General features: G+C 39.3%; 22 protein-coding genes and 1 pseudogene. 11 read left to right on the forward strand and 12 right to left on the reverse strand.

What is annotated here, in order from left to right; genetic code table 11:
• Nucleotides 1-222 precede the first annotated feature (222 nt).
• The 3 genes from MKQ70_RS16530 to MKQ70_RS16540 form a co-directional block, all read right to left on the reverse strand.
• The gene (locus MKQ70_RS16530) at nt 223-516 is read right to left on the reverse strand and encodes a hypothetical protein (protein WP_248072588.1); all 294 of its coding nucleotides are present in this window, start codon (nt 514-516) and stop codon (nt 223-225) included.
• Nucleotides 517-680: 164 nt separating this feature from the next.
• Entirely contained in the window at nt 681-1,451 is a 771-nt protein-coding gene (locus MKQ70_RS16535) for a hypothetical protein (protein ID WP_248072589.1), read from the reverse strand.
• 1,085 nt (nt 1,452-2,536) lie between these two features.
• Nucleotides 2,537-3,928: an outer membrane protein assembly factor BamB family protein gene (locus MKQ70_RS16540; RefSeq protein WP_248072590.1), complete on the reverse strand. Its 1,392-nt coding sequence runs from the start codon at nt 3,926-3,928 to the stop codon at nt 2,537-2,539.
• A 788-nt stretch (nt 3,929-4,716) separates the two neighbouring features.
• Between MKQ70_RS16540 and MKQ70_RS16545 the strand changes: the two genes are divergently transcribed.
• Together MKQ70_RS16545 and MKQ70_RS16550 are read left to right on the forward strand one after the other, a co-directional pair.
• Entirely contained in the window at nt 4,717-5,256 is a 540-nt protein-coding gene (locus MKQ70_RS16545; RefSeq protein ID WP_248072591.1) for an SIR2 family NAD-dependent protein deacylase, read from the forward strand.
• A gap of 5 nt (nt 5,257-5,261) precedes the next feature.
• Complete coding sequence (locus tag MKQ70_RS16550) at nt 5,262-6,185, forward strand: hypothetical protein (protein WP_248072592.1); 924 nt, start codon at nt 5,262-5,264, stop codon at nt 6,183-6,185.
• An 867-nt stretch (nt 6,186-7,052) separates the two neighbouring features.
• On the opposite strand, the gene MKQ70_RS16555 is transcribed toward MKQ70_RS16550, so the two are convergent.
• The 7 genes from MKQ70_RS16555 to MKQ70_RS16585 all read right to left on the reverse strand — a co-directional run bounded on the left by MKQ70_RS16555 (nt 7,053) and on the right by MKQ70_RS16585 (nt 11,751).
• Nucleotides 7,053-7,577 carry a hypothetical protein gene (locus tag MKQ70_RS16555; RefSeq protein ID WP_248072594.1) on the reverse strand — a complete coding sequence of 175 codons (525 nt, stop codon included), beginning with the start codon at nt 7,575-7,577 and terminating at the stop codon, nt 7,053-7,055.
• Nucleotides 7,570-8,250: a DUF6731 family protein gene (locus tag MKQ70_RS16560; RefSeq protein ID WP_248072596.1), complete on the reverse strand. Its 681-nt coding sequence runs from the start codon at nt 8,248-8,250 to the stop codon at nt 7,570-7,572. Before MKQ70_RS16560 ends, MKQ70_RS16555 begins: the two co-directional genes overlap by 8 nt.
• A 31-nt stretch (nt 8,251-8,281) precedes the next feature.
• On the reverse strand, nt 8,282-8,551 hold the full coding sequence (locus MKQ70_RS16565) for a hypothetical protein (protein ID WP_248072598.1): 270 nt from the start codon (nt 8,549-8,551) through the stop codon (nt 8,282-8,284).
• A gap of 157 nt (nt 8,552-8,708) precedes the next feature.
• Nucleotides 8,709-9,386 (reverse strand): hypothetical protein, encoded by a 678-nt coding sequence (locus tag MKQ70_RS16570; RefSeq protein WP_248072600.1) that lies wholly within the window; start codon nt 9,384-9,386, stop codon nt 8,709-8,711.
• Nucleotides 9,387-9,822: 436 nt separating this feature from the next.
• Nucleotides 9,823-10,323, reverse strand: a complete 501-nt coding sequence (locus MKQ70_RS16575; RefSeq protein ID WP_248072602.1) for a hypothetical protein — start codon at nt 10,321-10,323, stop codon at nt 9,823-9,825.
• A 49-nt stretch (nt 10,324-10,372) separates the two neighbouring features.
• Nucleotides 10,373-10,882, reverse strand: coding sequence for a hypothetical protein (locus MKQ70_RS16580; protein WP_248072604.1), 510 nt, complete (start codon nt 10,880-10,882; stop codon nt 10,373-10,375).
• Nucleotides 10,883-11,412: 530 nt separating this feature from the next.
• Complete coding sequence (locus tag MKQ70_RS16585; RefSeq protein WP_248072606.1) at nt 11,413-11,751, reverse strand: hypothetical protein; 339 nt, start codon at nt 11,749-11,751, stop codon at nt 11,413-11,415.
• Nucleotides 11,752-12,896: 1,145 nt separating this feature from the next.
• Between MKQ70_RS16585 and MKQ70_RS16590 the strand changes: the two genes are divergently transcribed.
• Nucleotides 12,897-13,214 (forward strand): hypothetical protein, encoded by a 318-nt coding sequence (locus MKQ70_RS16590; RefSeq protein WP_248072608.1) that lies wholly within the window; start codon nt 12,897-12,899, stop codon nt 13,212-13,214.
• A 9-nt stretch (nt 13,215-13,223) separates the two neighbouring features.
• A complete protein-coding gene (locus tag MKQ70_RS16595) occupies nt 13,224-13,955 on the forward strand; it encodes a hypothetical protein (RefSeq protein ID WP_248072609.1) in 732 nt (243 codons plus the stop codon).
• A 151-nt stretch (nt 13,956-14,106) separates the two neighbouring features.
• Here MKQ70_RS16595 and MKQ70_RS16600 read toward each other — a convergent pair.
• Together MKQ70_RS16600 and MKQ70_RS16605 are read right to left on the reverse strand one after the other, a co-directional pair.
• Nucleotides 14,107-15,313 (reverse strand): annotated as a pseudogene (locus MKQ70_RS16600) (IS256 family transposase).
• Nucleotides 15,314-15,395: 82 nt separating this feature from the next.
• Nucleotides 15,396-16,112, reverse strand: coding sequence for a hypothetical protein (locus MKQ70_RS16605; protein ID WP_248072610.1), 717 nt, complete (start codon nt 16,110-16,112; stop codon nt 15,396-15,398).
• A gap of 1,500 nt (nt 16,113-17,612) precedes the next feature.
• Between MKQ70_RS16605 and MKQ70_RS16610 the strand changes: the two genes are divergently transcribed.
• The 7 genes from MKQ70_RS16610 (at nt 17,613) to MKQ70_RS16635 (ending at nt 23,486) form a co-directional block, all read left to right on the forward strand.
• Entirely contained in the window at nt 17,613-18,104 is a 492-nt protein-coding gene (locus tag MKQ70_RS16610; RefSeq protein ID WP_248072611.1) for a hypothetical protein, read from the forward strand.
• A complete protein-coding gene (locus tag MKQ70_RS16615; protein ID WP_248072612.1) occupies nt 18,038-18,691 on the forward strand; it encodes a hypothetical protein in 654 nt (217 codons plus the stop codon). The genes MKQ70_RS16610 and MKQ70_RS16615 overlap by 67 nt, the downstream gene beginning before the upstream one ends.
• Nucleotides 18,579-19,250, forward strand: a complete 672-nt coding sequence (locus MKQ70_RS42305) for a VPA1262 family N-terminal domain-containing protein (protein WP_372489987.1) — start codon at nt 18,579-18,581, stop codon at nt 19,248-19,250. The genes MKQ70_RS16615 and MKQ70_RS42305 overlap by 113 nt, the downstream gene beginning before the upstream one ends.
• The gene (locus MKQ70_RS16620; protein ID WP_248072613.1) at nt 19,247-21,310 is read left to right on the forward strand and encodes a hypothetical protein; all 2,064 of its coding nucleotides are present in this window, start codon (nt 19,247-19,249) and stop codon (nt 21,308-21,310) included. The genes MKQ70_RS42305 and MKQ70_RS16620 overlap by 4 nt, the downstream gene beginning before the upstream one ends.
• Nucleotides 21,311-21,558: 248 nt before the next feature.
• Nucleotides 21,559-21,828, forward strand: a complete 270-nt coding sequence (locus tag MKQ70_RS16625; protein ID WP_248072615.1) for an AAA family ATPase — start codon at nt 21,559-21,561, stop codon at nt 21,826-21,828.
• Nucleotides 21,829-22,007: 179 nt separating this feature from the next.
• A complete protein-coding gene (locus MKQ70_RS16630; RefSeq protein WP_248072617.1) occupies nt 22,008-22,853 on the forward strand; it encodes an AAA family ATPase in 846 nt (281 codons plus the stop codon).
• A 96-nt stretch (nt 22,854-22,949) separates the two neighbouring features.
• Nucleotides 22,950-23,486 (forward strand): DUF4276 family protein, encoded by a 537-nt coding sequence (locus MKQ70_RS16635; protein ID WP_248072619.1) that lies wholly within the window; start codon nt 22,950-22,952, stop codon nt 23,484-23,486.
• The last annotated feature ends 510 nt before the right edge of the window (nt 23,487-23,996 follow it).

Genomic DNA, 23,996 nt, shown 5'->3' on the forward strand with positions numbered 1-23,996 from the left:
TGATTTAAAATGTGCTTTTTTGCTTTTTCTGAGTTGATATCTCTGGGGTAGGGAAATCGTTCATACCGATCAGTAAAAATCTCACTGAGTAAATCTTGAGTTTCCTTTTTATTGTCGCGGGCCATTATAAGTTCCGAAGCAATGATCTGAGCATAAAACAAAAAGGATTTGCTCCATGCTCGCAGTGCAACTGATGCTTAAGTTCAGTTACAGCTGTTTTTATCATTTTTCTTCCAGCCCTTTCTTCAGTTCGCTAAGTAAAATCTCTATGGATGGCTCATGGTTAATTAAATATTGTCTTTGCAGCCTTACTGTTGGTTGGTCAATAGCCGTATCGAAAACGTCCGTTACAGGTTTATAACTGCTGAAACGCTTTAGATACTTATCGGTCATCTTTATTTTTCGATAATAATTCTTAACATATCTCCATCCTTTCGGATCATTGTTATGGTAAAGTTGGAAATGCAGTTTGTCTACAAGCGAAAGAGGATTTTCCAATTCTTTGCCCGATAGCATTCCAGCAAAATGGATATAGTAGCGGAAATAATCGATAAAAAGATTAAATTTTTCCTCAAAAACGGGTCGATTAGCGACGGTGATTCTATTTGCCTGCCATGATATAGGTTTTAGGGTTATAGCAATCTAACCATTTTTTGACTGAAAGATCTAAATCATACCGGTTATTTCTTGCGCCAACTTTTAAACCGGCTTATTAATTCATTGAAATTTATTCCAATGCCTCCAATATTTGGCTTTAACTCCAAAAGGTCTGAATCAAGGAAGTCTTCCGCCAACACTTTTCTTTTCTTTGGCTGAAAAGTTACCTCTACGGCTAAAGTTTCGGCAATTACTTTAATTAATTCAGGACTATAGTTTTCGATAATGTATTGCTTGTATTGCTCTTCCTTAGTTTGCAAAAATCCTCTCACGGCATACCATGATTCAAAATATTCCCTATTAACTTGAATTGAATTATTTCCAGTAAAGTATTCAAAAGATCCTATTCCAAATGGGAAGTCCAGGGTAGTGTAGGTTAGATCCATTGATTTGAGTTGACTAACTAGAAAATCAAATGAATCATCCTTAACCTGAAACCTTCGGCCATCAATAACAATTAAAAGGAGAAGGTCTCGAAGGTGGATCCTGAAGGCTATGTCATATTGTTTGATACTAGCCTTTACAAAATTGATAACTTTATAGGGAAGGCGTCGGAAATAATGGATATGGAAAGATATGTCAAATATAATTTCAAAGATGGCCATGCAAACAATAGATTCGAAGTGGCCTTTAGCAGCTGGAATTAAGCTATCTCGCGTATCTTCAAGGTTCTGGACCTTCGAAAAATCTTTTATCTTTTCCGCGAGAATTGCATTTCCCGGAACCCTCATATATAAATCAAATTGTTTGAGGGTTTCCTGGAGCGATTCCTCTGGCGTTTGTTCTTGACTCATATTACATTCTGTTCATCAGTTATGTACAAAAAAATGACCTTTTGTAGGCTACTTCATTCGCATTTTCGGTTTTAGACGATTAGCGGTAGACATAAGGAATATACTATAAAAAGGAAGATTGTTGGTTCGTCTTCCGGAGAAAGTTAATTTTTCAGAAAAACAAAGTTTGAACCCAAAACCGAATGTTATACTTGAACTGATGGCAGGAAAGAAAAGGACTGGACGTGCTTAAAGAAAAAGGCCGGAGTAAAACTCCGACCTTTCTTTCAGGTGCCCAGTAGCGGAATGTTTTCGAACCATTTTGGTTTGATAATCAATGAATTAATGCATCTAAGATAGCAATTGGCAATGGTGTGGCAGTCATACCCCGTGGGCGAATTTCCTCTTTACTTATTCTTCCTTTCAGCCTATACGCTTGTCAAGTTACTAAGCTACACATTCAGATTTCGATCTACCGAGAAGCGACTGCAGATCGCCTTCCTTGTGTATTCTCTTATATTTGGACTGATGGGTTTTCCATTTTGGATCGCCGCGTTCGTTCATGATACATTCTGGCTTTTCCTGATACTTGCCGCCATTCTTGACTATTATTTCCGCCCTTCAGCAGAACACTGGTAGAAGTTCCTGCGTCAATTGCGTTAGTCAATCTGGCATTCTGGTTTAAGAAGAAATACTGGTAAAGACAGCATGCGATTGCGAAGGAGTTAAGCGCGAAATGTAACTATATAGGGGCATTAATATTGACGACGTGAAACCCGCTCTATGAGGGGGCACGTCCTTGGTGTACGGTAGCGGGATGTATTCGGAACAGTTTACCTTGATCATCAGTTTACCACCGCCGGTATCCCAATCCCGTTAGTGCAAATATTTACATCGAAGATGAAAACCACGGCGACCTCACTACTACGATTACCGTTTATAACAATGCAGGGGTAAAACTGCTGGTATGGACAACAGCGGCAGACATCAAAAGATCAATGTTGGCATGTCTGCCATGCCGGGAGGTTGTACTTTGTGGAAATGAAGCGGAAATTGGGTAGAAGTGAATACTTCAGATTCCTGAAAGTACGATAAAATAGACGTCGTTAATGCTTAACACTCATTGGACTATTGGCAGGATAATATGCCTGACCATCTTTATAAACCACAGGGGAATACCAGCAATTTGAAAAACCTGAGATTTTTCTTTTCAAATCACCACTTGTCGTGCTGTACGCGCTAACATATTTACGACTACCGACGGTAGTGAAAACATAATCTTTACTTAAGGTCATATTTCCTGTGAAATCGCCGGATTGGGACCAAATTAGAGCTCCATTGACAGGATTAAGCTTGGCTATTGCATAGTCTCCGCAAGCATAAACGCCTGTAGTATCTACTGCGAGTTCGTCCAGTTGGTATATATTTACCATTGGCTTCTGCCAGACCAGCTTACCATTATTTATATTGACGGCATGGATAAAAGTCTTACTGGGGAGAGCGTAACCTTGCTCAACTGGAATGTAAATCATTTCATTTAAAATAACCGGAGCACCGGACTCCTCCACCTGCAAGGATGTGCCTACAAACTCATAGCGCCATTTTACTCCACCGGTGATGGCATCATATGCATACAAATAACCCGGCTTATCCATGGTGTTGGTTGATGTCAGATAAACCACCCCATTTTTTGCCACCATGGCGGACAAAATACCATCTGAAGCAGGTATAGTACTCCATTTTATGGCACCGGTTTTCGGATTGATGGCTTTTAGTTCACGCCGATTGGGCCCAACCGAGTTTAAAAGGTATAGTATCCCATTACCCATAGCAAGATCTCTCATGCTATTACAATCAATGCTCCAGATATTAGATCCATCAATTGTACTTATAGCATATAACCTGTTGTAATACTCTACGTATACTATTCCATCATGACAAATTGGATTACGATACTTTAGGGCACCAAACCCTTTTTTCCAAATCACCTTTCCATCAGATAATTTTAAAGCCGAAACTTTATCACTTTCCTGAACGATTAATACGGAATCATTAGTAATTACAGGCGTTCCAACACTAATCCAGCGATTTTCCCAGGAAAGTCGCCCGGTAATATCGTAGCTTCCTATAGCGCTATAAAGATCACTTACCAACAACTGTTCCTGATAGGCAGTGATTTCAAATTCAGCAGCGCGCTGTAACCCCTTTTTATTAGTCGCTACCACTTTACCACGGTAAAATTGGTTCTGTTCCAGACCTGTTATAACATATCGAGTTTGGCTGATATTGTGAATCGGCGTTCTCCCGTCCAGCTCAACGGAAAATGTAAGGGTATCTCCACTGGGGTCCGAAGCATCGTCCCAGGAAAGGAAGGCGGTGGCAGGTTCTCGCAAAACTTCTACGGAAAATTCATCCGGAGGGAGGTCCAGTGCCTTTTCGATCTTACTGCAAGCATAGAGGAGGACGACCACCAGGATCAGTATAGGGAATTTACGCATAAAGACAATTATCAGATTGAGACACCAAAATAGAGATATTATGGCAGATAAATGGTATTTCTATTAGAAAATGGGGCGTGCTGCTTAGTTTCCTTATAAGCTAATATAAATTTGGATATTCGTATTGATGAACGGGGCTACGAACAATTGAAATCGTTCCTGCTGCTGGACCAACGTATGTTCCTTTCACAGATAACGACAAGCCATCTCGCGACAAAACTTTTGCCCAAAAACTCAGTAGTTTTTACATCATCCTGATCGGTAGCTGGGAGGTTATTTACTTCTATAATTATGATTGAACGCGTGTATAAGATTGAAAACCACTAGCGATATCGAACCATTAAATTTTGATAATCATATAGTTAGAAGACTTGCATTAAAGGTATGAAACGACAAAACCCGCTCGTCGAGCGGGTTTCACTTCTTTTGGTGCCCAGTAGCGGAATGTTTTCGAACCAATTTTTACAGATTATCAGCCAATTAGCTGTTTTTTGACCTCATCCGACGCTACTGTTTCCATAGGTAACCCATTTCGCCAATCGCACTTGGTAAAGATCAGCCAGATTTCATACACCTAGTGACAATAAGGTGTGGAATTTGGGAGTAATTCACAGTCTATTTGAAAAACATACATACCGGATTAAATTATAATTATTTGTGTAGGATTTCGTCTGTGCATATTGTGAATAGGATTTTTTGGTTCTGTTGTGGAAAGGCTACAATTTTATGGGTAAAAAAGATATGGTTTCGCGGATTTATGAGCTAATAAGAAGTGAGCAGGTTGTCCTGTGGGCCGGGGCAGGCTTATCGTTAGGTTCAGGCTATCCATCCGGCAAGCAACTAAAAAAATGCTTTATGAATCACTTACAAAAGAAGAACAAACAAAAATAGAAGAAACAGCATCTCTACTGGATTTAACCGAAGAATACGTACGAATTAAGTACAGTCAACAGCCCCTATTCTCGGAAATTCAACGAATTTTCAGGAGCGTTACGCCTACTCCAGGAAGCGTTCATGAAACTATCGCAAAAATACCACAGATACATACAATTATTACTACGAATTATGACAAATGTTTTGAACATGCCTACGGGGGTAATATGGAAATTGTTACGAAGCCTGTGCATACACAATATCTGAACCCTGGTAAACCCCATCTTTATAAAATTCATGGGGACATTGATGACCCGGAATCTATGGTTATCACAAGTTCCCAATATCGAGAATTCTTTAAGGCAAATGAAAATCCAATTTGGTCGCTTGTAAGGTCTAAAATGATCTCCAATAACATATTGTTTATTGGCTATCTTTTGAAGATGCGCACATAAATAACATGTTTGATTCGATTTTAGAATCATTGAATGGACATCACAGGGAGTGCTTTTTGATTGCCCCGGGGCTTCCGAGTCACAAAGCCACGCATCTGGCGAAGCAAGGCATTCACTACATAGATATGACTGGAGAGGACTTTTTCGACGGTCTGAAAAGTGAAATAAAAGATAACGCGATAGCAGATTTTCAAAATGGGAAGTTGTCTAGTGATACTTTTATGAGGTATTGTAAGTTTAATGACGCATATCCTGTTATTGAAACCAGAAGTGACCGAACAGTAGTTGCAACCATAAAACGAGCGGATGGCAGTATCGATGGTAATTCCAACTGGACAGTATTGGCAGACTCCGAATTGGCTGAAAAAATGCGGAACTTTTTTGATGGTTATAGCTCAGGTAAGTTAGTAATTCCCAAGGAAAACCTACAATCATTGTCGTTTGTTTTGGCCGGTTTGCCGTTTCCGGAGGAGAAGTTCTCGTCAGAGATACAACTTGAATCAATTCCTATCTATGATGGGCCGTTTGAAGTCATATTTGATGATAATTTTGAGGTGCGAGGTGGGAACGCAAGAATTTTTAGGGGAAATAAGGTCCAAAGGATTGAGGTATCATATCGATGTATGGAACTGATCATTTTCATTCAAATACAAAAACACTCAGTCAACGTTGAAATAAAAACCATGACACCTGAGGTGTTTGATAGAGTATCCAGTGGATTAGATATTTTCGAATTGCTTACTAGATTATTCGGTGGACAGAGTTTGAAAATCCCCATTACAGGGGACTTAGCTATTGCCATGGCGGACAAAGTTATCCCGAATATAAGGATGCAGCAAAATATAATCTTGATGTATTTAATGACGCGAAAGCCGTTGAAAAACATTTTAAAGTTCGTTTTACTGATTTTAAGTATGACGACATCATAAAACATAGAGGCACACTACGTAATTTAGTATTAGTATCTAAGGGTCAGTCGGTAAAAAAGTCAATAGACGATGAATTTACTTTTTCGAATGGACTAATTTTAAAGGCTCTGCCGGAAGGTATGCTAAGGGGCGAATCGGGTCGAGTACGATTGCAAAATCCGCAGCCAGAAATAGCCGATATCTTAGGGCAAAAAATTAATTTAGGATATAGAACATTGATGATAGAAGACGCATATATTAAGAATCTGGCTGATTCTGATGTAGGTGAGCTCGAAATGATTGTTATTAGAAGCCAGAGTTGTACAGGATATTTAACATACACTACAGATCCTCCACAAAGAGCTCAAGAGTAGACTTAATTGCACGATGAATTTTCATGCTGTCATCATGCTAAATGGCTAGCCAGAAATTACATGATAAAAATAGAATAAAGGAAATTAGCCTCCAAAGCCTTTTGACGCATATTGGCCACAAGTAGTTCTTATTATAGCTACCCTAGGATATTTTGTCCAGCGGCTTTTAAATTTGCGAACGAAAACAATTGAGGTAAAGCAAAGCCTTTTTCAGCAGAATAGAACTATGAGTAAAGTTCGATTTATGGATAAGTATATTGAATGCAGACGGAATATAGAAAATTATTAGCCCGAAGTTTAATATGAGCGAAAATTTAACGAACGATTACATTATACAGCTAACGAATAAATCCGAAAAGCTATATTCTGCATATGTTTATAATAACCTTTTTTCTGATATTCTTGAACAGGCTAGATATTCGGATTTGGCTATTAGCATAAAAAAATGTTGGACCAGATCCTACACTAATGGATTTTCGGTATAAGTGAGGAATAATAGAAGGAGAGTAAGGTTCTATTCCATTTCCTCAGTTTCTATTGCTTCAGAGGCGTGCACCTCATTAGCTTTATCGGGATCAGTTAAAAGCGAAATAAACAACTGCGTAAAACGAACGCTTATTAGGATTGTATAAATGAATAATGCAATGTAGATTGTGTCTATATAGTTTAAACCTTTTATGTAGAATAGTAAGACTTTTCTATGCTCTATGTATTTTACAAGAAATGAGCTAAGCAGAAGTAGGATGTTACATTGAATTGCGGATTTAATATATCCGTACAAGAGTGATGTACCTCCACCTGCTAACACAAATCGCATTCTTCTTGACGTAATTGATTTAATAAGAGTTAAGATAGTCAGAAAGAAACCAGCTAGAGTGACTGATAAAGATATCGCATTGTCACACATTTGATCAATCATCTTTTCAGTATTATTGAATTTATCCTTATAGCATATTGCAACTACAGTAACTATTATAGAAATTACTGAAGGATAAAATTTTTCAACTATATACTTTGCCGAATATTTCTTTTTACTCATCTGGCTCATTCTTTACTTTGTAAGTTGATGTAATTTCAGGCTTAATAATCCGGTACTTATCAATAGCCTGTCTTATAATTCCATCAATTGAGTTAACATCAAAATATCTAGCTTTTGGTAAAGTTACTTCAATAACAACTTTGTTTGTAATAAAATCTATCACTTTAAGAGCTTCTTCATCAGTCTCTCTTCCAGTTACTTCCAGTTTTTTTATATCACCATGAGTATCTGCACGTAATAAATTTCTAAACATCGTCCATATTCCATTTCTTCTAAGTGATCCAGGAGCGTATCCCATGCCTAATGTAATAGATATTGTATCTGCATTAGTTTTATCTGCAATTCCTCGCAATTCGCCTACAGCGCGTACAACTTCATCATTTGCCAATATTCCCCCTCCTTGTACTCTGGCAACGGATAAAGTAACATTTCTAATCTCGCTCATTTGTTGCAGCTTGCGTATCTCGGATGGATTAATTACAATATTAAATTGCACCTTGTTTATATCATTTTTGAAATTTCTTTTGAAATATTTTGCCACACCATTTGCTGTAATTCCATTTCTATTCAATTGAACTAAAATAATACCATTTGATGAATCGTAAAAGAAAGATGTATAGTGCCCCAATCCCTCATCGTCATCTAGATTTAAATCTTTTGGCTGATCTCCCAATTTCGCTCTAGGGGCAGGTCATCCTTTTGTACTAGACAAAAGGTTCCTGAATATATACCTCTAGTTTTTTTTTTATTGCTTCATTCAAGTCAAATTCATCGCCCTCTTTCTTCATTGGAGTAGTATTTGTTGGCATATGATCAAGCATATCCTTGAAAGTTTGTAGTTCGGAATCCAACTTTGGTGTAACTATTACGTGATACATATAAAAACGTGAAACCTTACTCATTGAATTTAATGGGGATTTATTGGTAAATAGATATAGATAAAACGTGATTTTAACTGATTGTATTTCGATCACTGAGTCGTTTTTAGAAAATGGCGTAGGCAAAAAAACTCGCCAACCCTAACCTCCAACGCCGCACTCAAGTTTATTAAGGATTTAAAGGTGGAGTCATATAATACATATTTTGCTTGCAAAGCTCCACTCGCTTTTCTAATCTCGAATTGATTTACACTTATTTCCATTTAAAAAGGTCGTATAACTCGTCGAGCGGTTGCTCCCATTCATTTTTGAACTCAAGCCGATCCCGTTTCAGCATATCATTTGAATAGACTGTTCTGAAATAGGTGATTTTGCTACTACTATCACGATAGCCATAAGCCTGCCCTTCCTTAAATTGAAATTCAATTTCGCTTACATGATCAGTGAGAGAGTCTGTAACTCGAACGGGGCCGAGCATATCGGAAAACATAATTCCTTCAGAACCCGATTGGAAAGTTGGAGTGTCAATTTTAAGAATCCTCTCAGCGAATCTCTCGCAAAAATGGGCGGTATATATTTTTACCCATTTCTGCCAGCCAGTTGTCATTAAGGCACCGGTAGTAGGGACGCCGCCATTTGAGGTATCGACTGATATCAAAATTAGTCCTCTGGTGGTTTTATGAACCATTCCAATACTGACAATAGGAGAATCTTGAGTTGGTACTTTTTCACAGTAGAAGTTAAGTTTCGCGCCCTTAAATTCTTCGTATGTTTTTACCCACTTTTGTCGACTTATACGCAGCTTTTTCAAGCGTTTTACTTGATTTTCAATGGCGCCTTTGGACTTTGGAAGAGCAATTTCAATTGACTGTTGAAATAGGTCGGAGATTTCGCTCAAGGTTAAAGTTTCTACCGCGATTCTTTGGAGCATTTTATTGTCAATTATATACTTTGAAAGTTAACTGCACATCTCGTCGGGCACATTATGATAACGCATTTCGTGGAATACTTCGCAATATAAGCGAAAAATCTATTCAAAATACAGAAGTGCAGGACATTAGGAGAATGTATGGATTGAATATGCTCACAAATCCAATTGGAGAGCGCTAAGACCTGAAAATAAGCTATTAGGCTTTGAACTTGGGGATAGGTGAAAAGCGAAATCGAACCCGTAATTGCATGAAAATGAACGCGCGTAAAATCAATAGCGTTTAGATAAAACAACAAAGCCCGCTCTCACGAGCGTGCTTCATTTCTATCTTGTGCCCAGTAGCGGAATGTTTTCGAGCCAGTTTGTGCAGATAATCAATTACTTAACACCATGTTCGAAATAGTATTACTGTACCTTACTGCCATCCCTTAAACAATTAGGTAAGACGTGTCCACCATCGCCTAAATTTTTGAATAAATGATGTCTTACCAGATATCGGCTTGGATTCGGTGGTTTTTGCCAAGGATATATCAGGCGAAAGCGCGGCCGGTTTCCAGACGGTGTTCTGAGGAGGAAATGTTTTAATGTTGGGTTCCACATCGTAAAACGTAACATATATTGCCCCGTGGCCGATATCCGACATTCCGGAAGGCTCGTCGGCTTCTTTGCGTTTAATGATATGGTTAAAAATGTCTATTACTTTTTGTTTTGGCATTTCAAGTCCTGCCGTGTTAATACCACCCGTTTCTAACATTGCTAGATATCCTATTTTTCCCATTTTGAATGTATAGTCAGGCCATTGTCGCGCTGCATATTCGTGTAGCCCAAATTGGCTGGCGTTCAAAATCAGGACTTTGTTATCAACATCGATCAATAGATCGTCTAAAGAACGGGTTTCTCCTTCCTTGGGCAGTGGTATGGCTGGTCTGGCTTTCAATATTGACACCGCATCCTGGCCATAACAAATTACAGATTCGACAGTTGCGTTATGGGACGCTACTACGGATTTCTCCCTCGTTTTTGATTATAAACAGCCCATTCGCCCATTCGTCGTCAATTGGATCGTGTGTGATCATATTGGAATCCAACACGTCCGGCTTGACAGGTTGGTGCTGCGCCACATAGCCAATTCCCAATAAAGGCTCGGCGTCATACATGTTATTGGGCAGATGGATTATTTGCCAGTCAGGCCATTTCTCCTGAAGCGCAGATTTGTAATAGCGAATAACAGAGGTCTCCGTCTCCATATGCCATGACCAGTAACCTAATATTTTCTTTTCCATGTCGGCAATGACGAAAGCTTCGAGGAATATCGGATCTAACAACTGTTCGTGAACGTCACACGTGCGTACGAAATCTAAAAAAATATGTTCCCCGAGATAGAGATCAGACTCTATTCTGGTAGCACTCCATTTGTTGTAATATATATCCAGTTTTTCACCTGTTTTGATGACGTAGTTGGCTCGATCCCCCATGTGATGTCTGTTGTCATTCAAATATACTCATTTGGGTGAAGACGATTAAAGTCGCCGGGCTAAGTCATCGCTTCATTTAATTCTTCTCCGGGATTAAGAGAAACGGAATCGAACCTGTAATTGAATGCGAATGAGGCGTTTGTAGAGTGGGCTTGAATTGCGTGAAATAAGAAAACCCGCTCATAGAGCGGGTTTCACTTCGTTGGTGCCCAGTAGTGGAATATTTTCGAACCAGTTTATGCAGATAATCAATGAATTAGCTCTTTTACATAGCGGCTGGTTAGGTAAATCGCCGGGAGGTACGAGATAATTAATAATCCATCTGTCTTTCAGGAATGGATTAAAACAAAGAACATCCAGCTGAAGACAATGCGAAATACTACGGAAAAGAATCTCCCTTCAAGACTTAACCGAAGAACAGCAAATAAAATCTGCTTCTTATGCTATGGCCCAGAATGTGTTCAAGCATGGCTTAAAGCTCATGAACATCTTCACAAAAGAGATTGACCAGCTGGAAAAGGATTTAGAAGAAAATTTGATTGAAGCCGTAATTAGTACGCTGTTTGATTAGTAGATTGTAGTTCGATATACTTTTTATACTCCTTCCTAAATATTCCAAGGGCGTTTCCAGCATCTTCAATTCTTTTGGCCTCAACATGTAATTCAGTTGGTGTTCTAAAACTTTTTCTTGTTCGCGTGGCATCCTTAATTTCAAATCCCGGAACATAATTTCCTTCATCGTCATACCCTGCTGAAAATAGTACAGCGTGAGCAAATCCGTTTCTTACATCTTGTGTAACGTTATCAAATGCTAGAATTCCTTCATTTAGGATTTCTATAAGATTACTAGGAATTCCTTGTTGAACTAAAGCCTCCCTTAGTTCTTTCATTTTTCTAACTTTCCCCCTGCCATAAGCGCCCTAGATTCAGAAAGTGACATGTAGTTTGCTTCGTACAGAATTGCCACAACCTTTCCTTCAAGAGTTAAAAAATTATAAATTAACCTGCCTAACGCCGATAAAACCCTAGGATGTGATGGTATCCGGTAATGATGTCCGTCTGTGTGATGCGTGTCGTTTTTTCCATTCATAGGTATTCAATATTTAAAATAAAAATACCGAAACTCTTAATGATTTCATTAGCCAAACAACCAGCGTTATACACCCCGTCAGGCAATCCTATTATTTATCAATTCACTTCAGATAATTAAAATGTGATATATTTTAGATTAGAATTGAAGAAAGATGGAACAATATTAAGCACCCTCAACCTGTATCCAATGCAAGCTACCCAAATGCAGCCTACGTCAATCTTTCAAGTATACAGGAGAATTATGCTCGTACAGAGTTTAAAGGGTATAACGAGAATATGGTCGATTACTTTACTAAATCTTTGTTCAAGTATCATCTCACTGTTACAGAAAGAGTTAATGTAGCGGAACAATAACTGGATGGTGCTTACTTAGACGTTTCAGGTGATAGGTTTGTGTTTGATGCTAAGTTTGATTTGATTCTCTTTAAATCCTATAATCCTAACAACTACGTCGTTAATAACTTGGTGCCTATTAAATTTCTTACCACCAAACCTAACGGAACTTACCTTAATGATTTTAGCAATGAGGGGCTTTATTTCTTTCAATCAAATTACTCATTAGGCTTATCAGCTTCTTACATATTTTGGAACAAGGATGCACTATCTGGCAACAGTTACGCCTCATTGTTTCTGAAACCGATGTGGCAAATTATAATTCCTTCCGTATAAATCTAAGCCCCAAAAGAATGAAACAAAGGTGGCCTGATGTGGATTTTAGTACTCTTGAAAGGATTGATGTTTATATTCAGAACGACCAATATCAGCCCCTTTCTGTCACGAAATCTTACTATTATGAACCGTTTTTCGTGTTATCTATTCACCGTTAATATTGCTTGGTTGAATAAATTGGGTGGATATGATACAGTCCAGTTATATCAACCTGAACAAACTTTTAATGTAAGTAAAACCCATCTGAAGCATAACCAGTAAAAGTTTAACTCCAATGGTGATTATACTGCCCATGAAGAATAATGTCTTTAATGTTGTGGAGCAGATTATCAATACAACCTCAGAGCGCACTATTAAATTAAACACCCGCCGTCTTACAGATGCTGAACAAGAATGGCTTTCTGGTTTGTTGACGAGTAAGCAAATATACCTTCAGGCTGATACAGATTTGTGGATTCCGGTGACATTGACTGATAGTTCTTATTCGACAAGATCAACTGGAACTATGTCTGAGCCTAATATCAAACAATTCACTTTCAGGTTTGCGGAGGGCTTTGATATGGATGGGGGCTTGAAGAAATTACCGTTTTAAGTATATTGGGTGAAAATTTTCAATTATGACTTGGCAATATTTCGTTTTGGGAGCGTTCCAGATAGTCGGTTTGTTACTTTTGTTTATTCGGTCTTATGCAACAGAGAAGGGAAAAACCAAGCTACCAAAGAGGATATAAGAGAGATTACCAAGGAAATAGAAGAGGCAAAATCGCAATTTGTAGCCCGAAATAAGGAAATTGAGGCCGTTTTTAACAAGCAGAACGAGGAGCTTAAGTTTCGACTTTCTTTAAATAATCAGCATATTCTTAATCTGAAAACACGACAAATTGAAGCGCTGATTGAGTTTGGGGGAAGTGTGCATCAACTTGTGCAAATGGCGAATTCCTTTGCCACAATTCCGAAAAATTCAAAGGAGTTGAAGGATGCATCGGAGAAAGTACATGGGCTAGTGACTTATGGTTATGAAATCATTAATGTCAATGCCAAGGTCGAATTGTTGATTGATGATAGCGACCTTCAAAAGCTTGGTGCATCAGTTATAAATCAAGTATTCGATGTACTAACACTTACCACGGTGTACATGGATAAAATTAAATTGGAACTTTCCGAAAGGAAGGTAGAAGAAACGACACAAGAAAGATATGATGCGATAATATCAAAATATTCAGGCCAATATCTTATTGACATAAAGGATAAAAAGAATTTGGTAAATGCTACCGCGATTCAATTTAGGCGCTTTACGAGGCAAATAATTTCTAAAATTGAGCCAGCTATTTAAAAAGAAAAATGGCTTCAATTTTTCTCTACGATTGTTTAACGCCGACTTCAGGGGAGATTACTTTCCAATTGAAATCTCAGCCTGTATTAAATTCAGGGGTAACGCCAGTAGTTAAAGCAAGGGTAGTATTACATTAAGTGTGTCAGAATGATTAAAGGTTAAGTTTTAATCTATCACTAAAGATAATTGGGCTAAAGTCTGGTTCCAGTTGTGAACAGGCTTATTTCACTTAGCACAAATATTCTCTTGTACCAGGAACAGTAGTTTCATTAGGGCATCTTCAGATTGGAAGGCACCTTTTAATTTAGTAACTGCCCGTAGTTGCCGATGGAATCCATCAATGATATTGGTAGTTATACATGATCCGACGAACATCCTTGTTGTATTGGAAGTAGTTACTCAGTCTGGGCCAATTCTTGCGCCAGGATTCAATAACCTTTGGATAGCGTTGTCTCCAGTTTGCGTCTAGTAGATCAAGATTACGCTCCGCTTGTTCTATTGTAGTGGCTTTATAGACACCCTGCAAGTCTTTCATAAAGGGTTTTGCATCTTTATAGGACAGATACTTTTGAGAGTTTCGTATCTGGTGAACAATACAGAGTGTACTTCTGTTTTAGGGAAGATGCTTTCTATTGCTTCTGCAAAGCCCGTTAGGTTATCAATACAGGCAATAAAGATGTCCTCCAGTCCCCTGTTTTGCAGGTCAGTAAGCACCTGCAGCCAGAATTTAGCACCTTCGTTTTCGCCAATATACATGCCTAATAGTTTCTTTGTACCCTTCCTGGGTAAGGCCTATAATGCAATATACCGCGCGGTTAATGACCCGGCCTTCATGACGAACTTTGTAATGAATAGCATCCAGCCATACAAAGGGATACACCCTTTCCAATGGACGGCTACGCCATTCCTGGACCAGGGGCAGGATTTTATCTGTTACACGGCTAATGGTGGCTGTAGACGCTTCCAGCCCGTACATGTCCATCAGGTGATCCCGGATATCACTATAGCTGGCCCCGCGGGCATATAGCCCAATGATCTGCCGATCCAGATCTACCCCTAAAGTCTTATGTCGCTTGGCAATTAATTCAGGTTCGAAGGTGCCATTTCTGTCCCTGGGCGGGTTAATATCTACAGCTCCTATAGAGGTCTTTATCTGTTTACGACCTTTCCCGTTCCTTCGGTTACCGTCTCCTTCTTCTTCAATATGGGCTTCTATTTCCCCGTCCAAAGCCCCCTTCCAGGAACTCCTTTAATAGCGGAGTCAATACCCCATCCTTACCTAATAAAGAATCTCCGTTCTTCAATCGGCCTGCGGCCTGCTTCTCAAATGCTTCAAAATCAAATTGCTTCTTTTCTATACTGCCAGTTTAAAGTTATAAAACTTTTACTGACACACTTTTTGTAATAGTCGCGACTGCTAGATTGAAGTGTCTATCCTTTTCATTTCATCATAAATAAGCCGTTGCAGTTGAACGACCTTTTATGCGCCCCCAAATTTGTCAAGTCTATCGGAATAGAACTTTTCGGTTTTTGCCGTAATATCATCATACATTTTTTGTAAATGTCAATCCTTTTGTCAATTGCGGTAGCATTTGCATTTAAGGTGGAAATTCTATATACTCCAATAATGTCAATTATGTATCTATCGGCAATCCCCTGCAATTCAGCCATGAGCTTCCCAATCTCATTACTCAAAAGAATAAACTCTTCGTTCTTGTAAAATATATACAAGTGCGATTCGGCAATGTCGTACAAATAATGCTTCTCGTCGATTTTTGCTGAAATTTCGGATAGATTTTCAAAATTTGACAAGCCGTATCCACTTGTTGAAACTCGCATAATTGAAAACAAAAGCTCGGACATGGTTTTATCCAAAGAGATAAATGCGTTCCTTTTTTCGTTCTGAATAGCCATTTTGGCTTGATTCTGATATGATAATTGTGCTTTTAACTCTTCAATCTGCTTACTGAAAGTTGTTTCAATGGCTTTGTTTCTTTCTACAAATTCTGACTTTGCTTCTTCAATTTCAAGAGTTATATCTTTAATATCTTCTTTCGTAGCTTTATTCTTCGCTTTTTCACTCAAGAACGCCCGGTAATACATTACAATCAGCGCAGCTAAATTCAGCAAGAAGATAGTCAAAAAATCAGATGGCATAGTTAAAAAATTTACTAAATATACTTATTTTCGAATATTCCTCTTTAAACATCTAAGCATGGCATTTGGAGCAGTCATTATCGTAATAATTGTTTGTTTAGATTCGACAGTTGCATTATAGGACGCTACTGTATGAATTTCCACCCTCTTTAATCACAAACAATCCATTTTCCCACTCGTCGTCAATTGGATCGTATGTAATCATATTGACATCCAACAAGTCAGGCTCGACAGGTTCTTGCTGCGCCACGTAGTTAATTTCGAATAGCGCCTCGGCATCATACATGTTATTAGCAAGATGGACGATTGCCAGTCAGGCCATTTCTCTTGGAGCGCCGCGTTGTAATAGCGCATAACAGAGGTATTCGTCTCGCGGTGCCATGACCAGTAACCTAATATTTTCTTTTCTATATCGACAATGACGAAAGTCTCCAGGAATATCGGGTTTAACAAATGTTCGTGAACATCGCAGGTGCGTACGAAATCTAAGAAAATTTGCTCCCCGAGGTAGAGGTCCGACTCTATTCTCGTAGCGCTCCATTTGTTGTAATAAATGTCCAGTTTTCTTCCGGTCTTGATGACGTAGTTGGCACGGTCTCCCATGTGAGGTCTGTTGTTTTTCAAATATACTTATTCGGAGGATATGGATTAAGGGAGACTCGGTTTAGCCACCGCTTGATTTACGTAGTTCTGGAATTAACGGAATCGAACCTGTAATTAATTGAAAACAAAGCGGTAGTAATGTTAGCATGAGTCGTGTGAAATAAGAAAACCCGCTCTTAGAGCGGGTTTCACCTCAGGTGCCCCTTGCTGTACCACAGTCGAAACATTTTCACCAGGATCTAAAAAAGCTGGCTTCATTACTTGCTTCCTAATGGGCTATTAATTATCCGGTTACGTGTTTTTATTTTTAATCATCCTTAATTTTTCACCATGTCTTTCGCAACGAAGAACCTTTTCTTTGATGAATTTACTGAACACATGGCTGCTGAGTGTATAAGATGCCAGAAGCTGGGTGGCGAGGCCGAAGCTGAAAACAAATATCAGCTATTATCATCCTACAGAGATATGTATAGAAATATTATGGTTTTCACGCATGCGTGTGCCGAATAGTTTTAACCGCAACCGGTTCAGATTTTAGGCATTACTGCAGGCATGTAATGGGGGACGTCACCCTGAATTTTGGGCTGCTTATGCTAAATTTCATAAGGAAAGAATCATATATCATATTGGGAAAACGGTGAAAGTTTGCAAGGTTACAATACAGACACGATTTAATATCTATGTTGTCGATTTCTGCGATGGCCCTGTTTAAGTTAGCGTTGTAAAATGACCTATATGACAGTTGGTTCAGGCGATTTACAATTGAGCGCCTTCCAGCCCAAGAAGGTGTCCTGTGCCCTATTTATTAAGAGCAAGACTCTACCAAGGGATCTCGAGAACTTTTTGTAGATTAGCGTGTCTTATTTGTCACTAACGTAAATTTCCAGCTTGTCATAAATGATTTCACTTCGATCCCAGACCTCTGAATATGAAAGCGCTGAAATTACCTGCTTTCTATTACAAAAAGGCAAAGATAAAACAGCCTACATAAATGTCTTCACGGCAATCGAGCTGGTCCCCTTTGAACAGCCGGCCTCGCCGTTGGTGGGAAGCGGGCCACATTCCCTTAACCAACGCTACACATGTGATGAAGGGACGCTGTATTTGGTTCGAGTTATAGGGTTAAAGGTAGAAGAAGCGGTTTCCATCTTCGAATCCGCGGAGCATGGTTTTTCTTTAGAACGAGGCTACCTTAAGGCTAAGGTCATCAATGCTCACCTAGTGCGCCAAGAACCCTCTGGCAATACTCCGCTGATGATCGAGCGATGGCAAAAAGAAAGTCTTTCTGCCATTCTTCCTGCCAGGCCGACCGGCTTTCGTGTATGGACGAAAATTCAGTTGCAGAAAAGTGGCTCGACACCTGTTCAGATAAATTCTGGGGCCATCTAAATACCGCCTCCACGCAGCATCTCGGTTACAACCTTGCAGAGAAGAAGGAGCATCTGGGTAACGTCTATCTTTTTGGTTGCAACCCGTTCGTAAGACGCTTGTCAATAAAACTAGTCGATGGCGGGCAGAGCTTGTTGCTTGGATTTAAATTACGAAAGAATAAAACCCTAGAAGGATGCAAGATCGTTATCGACGAACTGCGTGGGGGATTGGTAGGTTGGCATATCGAGTATCTTATAAACGACGTATATACTAAAGTGTCGCTGCCGAGCGAGCCGGATGTAATAGAGGTGAGGATCATCGACAAGAATGGCTTTTTGCTGGAATATTGCTATTGCGAATGGGATAACCATCTACTAAACTTCGATATCGTGGACAGAAGTGTGGAATACATTATGGATGCAGGAAAAGACGAGCCCAAACGCTTTAATGTCAATAAAACCGTATCTGACGGTCCGATCAAGATTGGAAAGCATGACAAAAGTCTTTCCCGCTACTTCCAACGTGCGACGCAGCGAAAGAAGTTTGAGACCGCGGCCGCTTCACGAGAATTCGTTTTTTTTTCCAAGGGGGCAGCAAAGTGTTGAGGCTGCCAAAGCTATTGTCCAAGAGTTGTTGAATAGAGCTAGAAGACGTTGCATGATATTGGATCCTTATTTTGGTTGGTCTGACCTTGAATATGCTTTCCGGATTTCCAATCTTTCCGTGCCCGTACAGATTATTTCTTCCTGGGCGCACCTTAGCACCAGACCGAGGGTAGAGCGGCCCGTGCTGTCCAAATGGCGCCGAATCTGGAATATAATTCGAGGAAAGGAAATTGATCAGGAAAAGGGTGAACCATTTTTGTATCCGCTTTACCATTCTTACATCGAGCACAAAAAGATCTATCCATCTCAGCAGATGGAAATAAGAGTTCTACCCGGTGACCGAAGTCCGTTGCACGATCGGTTCATTGTTGTTGATGATGAGGTTTACCTGCTAGGGAGTTCACTAAACGAGTTTGGGAATCGAACGACGACGATTTCGAGGGTACCTGTCCCAGAACCGATGATAGAATACGCCATGAATCTATGGAATAACCAAGATGCCTGTCCCTCCATCGAGAAATTGATCGCAGAACGAAATAAAAACATCAGAACACGATGAGCTTCGGTGTCAAAGATTATTATCAGCTTAAGCAGGAAAGAGAAGTAAAAAAATACTTCGATTTATTAGATACAAACAGTCACTGTAGTTTAGTCGCCATAATTGATTGGTTCGTTGAGCAAACAAAGCTAGTTGTTATCGATGATCAGCTCCTACCGACAATCGAGGTTGTGCTTACCGAGCAATCTCAGCTTTTCAGGCTGGTGCAGGAGGCGGATAATTTCTATCGTCAGCTTTTTATAAGTAATTGCCTCTTTGGGCTTCATGTTGATGGCAATTCGATGCGGCCAGTTCGCTATGTTTTGGGGGAATTCTATAAGGATCTTACCGGGCATCAAAACTTTCTGGAAGATGATAATTCGGTGACGTTTGAGTTAAAACGGTATTGCTATTCTCTGTTGTCAAAAAAACTTGCTCAGGACAAGCGCTTTTATACCTTCGATAATCTGTATAGGCTAGTTTGCCTCTATCGTGATCATGCATTTTATCATAATCTTATCAAAGAGCTCCCGCAGCATGTTATTGTGAACATTGAGCAAAGCCTTTCAATGGCTGTTGATGCAGCAGATCCTAGGAGCGGATTTGCTTTTTTTCAAGCACCAGGCCACCTTGATGCCAATTTTTGTCTAGTATCGCCCTCTATTGCTGATTCAAACTATTGGGAGTTGCTCCAACCAATTATTAGAGATGCGAGGAACGGCGGGACCGCTGAATTGCTCAGTTTTAAGCGGTCTCTTGTGTTGCGGCTTCCTTCGTTTTCAGTCGGCCGTTGGCTGTGTGATCTACGCTGGCCGCTTGCTCAGGCAATCATTCTTAATGATATCGATGACCTTCAGGTCCTCAGAGACGTGCTGTCTTTTGCTGACACTGTCGACCACGCTGATTGTTCCAATAGATACCTGCCACTTCTTATTCTTAATAGATATTGGGAGTTAACGCTAAAGGTGTCCTTTAGCCTGGATAGGCTATCTCAGGCAGTTGATCCTCAACAGCCGGAAATTGGCAAACAGATAGCAGCAGCAGCTACATCTGAACTAGCAACCTGGAAGCAAGAGGGTTTAAAGGTTGGTTTGGCGGCAGTTTTAAGGAGCTTTGTGGCGAAGTATCCGGTAAAATCTGCAGGTTTTTTTAAGAGTCTGTTCGACTGGGTGGCCCATCAAGACAACAGCCGGCACGCTGGAACCCTGTATTGGCATGCGGTTCAAAGCAACCATATTTTGCTAAGGGAAGAATTCAGCGGGTTGTTTGAGCAGGGGCTGGTGGGGGTAGATGGCCTATTATCTGCTACGAAACAAGAGGGGTTTAGTTGGATGAAGGCCGAATTGCTGATCGCCATCGAACCACATGCTGAGCATTTAACGAATTACCGAGATGAAATACTGAGACGTATGCTGGAGTTTGTGGAGTCAAAGGAATTTTGTTGGAATACCGGTATCATATTCAATGAAAAATATGTTACGGAAGCAAATTGTCTGGCTTACCTGTTGTATAATGACGTTGAGGGTGACGTCAAGTTGAGCCGATTGGTATCCAAACATGAACTTTTTGAACAGGGCTGGGGCTGCAGTAATCAGGACTACGCTGAGCGAGTTTACCGGTACGCCTATCTTTTGACTTCCGGTATTTCATTATCGCTGATGCATTTCAGGAATGAAAACGTTGTTCGCGGAACCGCCATATTAAACTTTTATATTTCGACTACTACACGTTCTTATCGAAACTCGGTGTCCTCCTTGAACATGGAACGGTACATTACTCCCTTAGAACTTGCAGCTCATATCCTAGTAAAGTATAAAATGGAGGATTTGAATCGGTTTGTTTCAAAGATGTATGACGAAATTGATGATATTGTACACTATGTTAGCCTGATGACCAGCATGATTCGGACGGCATCAGGCTTAGATATCGTCTTACCAAAAAGTGTGATGGATCGGTTACAAACGGATGTTAAGAAATATGAATGGGTGCTGGATGCTAGCACCGCCGGCTTGAATTTGGACCTCAAATTCAAAGCTCTAATAGATGGCAAACGGGAGATCCTAAACCTATGTTCGAAGTAAGGCTAATACTAATACGGGACGGCGTACTGAAAGCTTCGTTAGCTCTGGCTGCAATGAACAAAATCGAACCATTGAGAATAAAAGCGAAGTCTATTGAAAGTTGAATCCGTCCGTGAATTTTTTAGTGCCGATATCACCTATTCACATCTTATACTTTTTTATCTATGATAGTCGTATATTCGCAAGGAATAGATCATTTCTTATAATTTTTGAAAGTAGGAACTCGACATTGAAGACATTGCTATGAGATGTCAAACGAAAAAATAAAACGAATGATTGCAAAAATAACATTAGAGAATTTTTTTAGCTTTTCAGAACCGACTGCCATAGAACTTAATTCTGAAGTAAACATTTTAGTGGGAATTAATGGTAGTGGAAAATCCAATTTTCTAAGAGCGATAAGACTACTAATTGAAAGTATAGGGGGAGATGGATTTGAAAAATTTTTCTTAAGGATTGGAGCGGATTTAGTTCCGTTGCTAACTTCAATAACTCTCAAAAAGATTATATTAAGCTAATCTATGAGTTTGATAAAAATGCCATAAATAGGGTTATCGATAGCAAAGGCTATTATTTCAAAAGTAACCCGATTTACGAAATAACGATTCATCCTGCCGGAACTACATCATATTTTCTGGAAGAAAAAATATGTGTCAATAATAACAACGATAGAAAGACGCCATTTGTTCTGCTCGAGATGAAGAATACGCAAGGCATTATTAGTACAAGGGAAGATGGCAAGATCGGCATCCAAAAATATCCCCATAAAAATAAAGGGATTAGTTTCAAGCCCGGAGAACTAGTCCTAAGGCAGATTTCAGAGCCTGATCGGTATTATCCGTTATATACATTAAAGTACGCTATAGAAAGTCTAGCTGTTTACTCATATTTCGATACAACAACTAAAAGTCCATTAAGGCAACCAGGAAGCTTTGGGATTGAGGGAAAGCTGTTGCCGGATGCGCAAAACCTATTGTCTGTATTAATGAGAATCAAGAATCATCATTCTTTAGAGTATGAGAAAATAGAAAAGAACATTAAGAATATTAATCCGAATTTTAAAGATATTAATTTTGATCTTTTAGGGTCAAAGATGTTTTTAGTTTTAAGAGAAAACTTGCTAGCGAAGTCTGTTTCGATAGAACATATTTCAGATGGCACACTTAGATATTTAATACTACTTTCTATTTTTTATAACCCGGATAGAGGATACGCAGCCTGTCTCGATGAGCCCGAAACTGGACTTCACCCGGACATGATTAACTCAATTGCTACATCAATAAAGTACGCTGCAAATAACAACACACAACTTATAATTGCAACACATTCACCACTATTATTGAATTTATTTACTCTAGACGATATCCTGATCTTTGAGAAGGATGGCAATAACAAAACAGTTGTATCGAAGAAAAGCGAGGAAGATTTTGATGATTGGAATGAGAACTATTTGGTGGGACAATTGTGGTTAAGGGGACTAATAGGGGGAAAAGATGGTAAGAGTAACGATATATGTAGAGGGCAGCACAACACAACCGAATGATCCGGATGCGGTGCAGATTTTTGACAATAGTGCTTTTCTGAGGGAGGGATTTAGTAAGTTTTTTGCAAAAAGGTTGATACAACAAAAATAAATTTAGTGATACAACCTATTGGGTCAATCACTAAAACTAGGCGTTACCTTGAAAAAATAACAAGTGAAGGAGTGGATGGTGTGTTGTTAATTGATTTGGATGCCTCTAAAAGCCAAGCAGCTATAAGGCGGACAGGATTCGGACCAGATAACGCATCAAAAGTATATTTCATGATTCAAGAGATGGAGGCCTGGATAATTTCCCAGATAGACTGTTTGAGTGAGTATGCGGCCAACGAAGGATATATAAGGAAACGAGAAAGTGAGGTGATGAAAAACAATCCACTTATAAAAGATAAAAAGTATGAAGAGCTCGTTAAACCGAGCGGTTTGTTGGATACAATTTTTCGGCAGTATTTCGATGTTAAGTCAACCAGAGGAGGCAAAATAAAAGCCAAAGGGAAGCGATACTCAAAAACCCAAGATGGTCCTAACCTCGTCGCATTACTAGATGTCGAATTGTTGTGTCAAGAGTTTGAAGATGCTCAAAGATTGTTTCGCTACCTATACGAAAGATCTGTTGAAGATATTCGAACTACTTGAGAACTGAAATCTTGAACTGCCTAATCTGCCTCCAAAGCTATTACTTGTTCGTCCTGCTCATGTAAATGTCCTATGTTCAACTTACGCTATTGACATCAATTCTCGATAAAGATTTCAATTAACCATTGCCTTAATATTTTATAATCAATTTGTTGTACGTAATCCAGATCAAAGAGTAGGTGTGATGCAGACTATAGGAAAAATATTGTCGGATAAAAAGTTGGTTAACTTCAAACTGATAATATTTAGGAGCAAAGTTTTGATTTGAGGTTGACGGCGAGTAGATGGGATTCTGTGACCTCAAAAGTTGTTGTAACGGACTGTTTGCATTTTTCGAGTCGATAATGATTTAATGAACACATAGAGCAAGCGATCATTTTAGCAAGCCCTCAACCGAAATCGAATATCAGTTTATTTCAATATGGGTTGCCATAACTTATGATAGGAATCGAAATTAATTTTTCACTCGGTATGAGATGGAGGTCCACCTAAGTTGACAAAGAACTAATT

Origin of the sequence: Chitinophaga sedimenti, assembly GCF_023156195.1 — a bacterium.
GTDB classification, from domain to species: domain Bacteria; phylum Bacteroidota; class Bacteroidia; order Chitinophagales; family Chitinophagaceae; genus Chitinophaga; species Chitinophaga sedimenti.

Bases quoted from the DNA above. Each gene is read 5' to 3' on its own strand.
- MKQ70_RS42305 (WP_372489987.1), top strand. From the start codon at position 18,579: ATGACAAAAGTCTTTCCCGCTACTTCCAACGTGCGACGCAGCGAAAGA.
- MKQ70_RS16625 (WP_248072615.1), top strand. From the start codon at position 21,559: ATGTCAAACGAAAAAATAAAACGAATGATTGCAAAAATAACATTAGAG.
- MKQ70_RS16530 (WP_248072588.1), bottom strand. From the start codon at position 516: ATGCTATCGGGCAAAGAATTGGAAAATCCTCTTTCGCTTGTAGACAAA.
- MKQ70_RS16550 (WP_248072592.1), top strand. From the start codon at position 5,262: ATGTTTGATTCGATTTTAGAATCATTGAATGGACATCACAGGGAGTGC.
- MKQ70_RS16630 (WP_248072617.1), top strand. From the start codon at position 22,008: ATGAAGAATACGCAAGGCATTATTAGTACAAGGGAAGATGGCAAGATC.
- MKQ70_RS16555 (WP_248072594.1), bottom strand. From the start codon at position 7,577: ATGAGTAAAAAGAAATATTCGGCAAAGTATATAGTTGAAAAATTTTAT.
- MKQ70_RS16605 (WP_248072610.1), bottom strand. From the start codon at position 16,112: ATGCCATCTGATTTTTTGACTATCTTCTTGCTGAATTTAGCTGCGCTG.
- MKQ70_RS16535 (WP_248072589.1), bottom strand. From the start codon at position 1,451: ATGAGTCAAGAACAAACGCCAGAGGAATCGCTCCAGGAAACCCTCAAA.
- MKQ70_RS16590 (WP_248072608.1), top strand. From the start codon at position 12,897: ATGGTGATTATACTGCCCATGAAGAATAATGTCTTTAATGTTGTGGAG.
- MKQ70_RS16610 (WP_248072611.1), top strand. From the start codon at position 17,613: ATGATTTCACTTCGATCCCAGACCTCTGAATATGAAAGCGCTGAAATT.
- MKQ70_RS16570 (WP_248072600.1), bottom strand. From the start codon at position 9,386: ATGCTCCAAAGAATCGCGGTAGAAACTTTAACCTTGAGCGAAATCTCC.
- MKQ70_RS16540 (WP_248072590.1), bottom strand. From the start codon at position 3,928: ATGCGTAAATTCCCTATACTGATCCTGGTGGTCGTCCTCCTCTATGCT.
- MKQ70_RS16615 (WP_248072612.1), top strand. From the start codon at position 18,038: ATGGACGAAAATTCAGTTGCAGAAAAGTGGCTCGACACCTGTTCAGAT.
- MKQ70_RS16585 (WP_248072606.1), bottom strand. From the start codon at position 11,751: ATGAAAGAACTAAGGGAGGCTTTAGTTCAACAAGGAATTCCTAGTAAT.
- MKQ70_RS16620 (WP_248072613.1), top strand. From the start codon at position 19,247: ATGAGCTTCGGTGTCAAAGATTATTATCAGCTTAAGCAGGAAAGAGAA.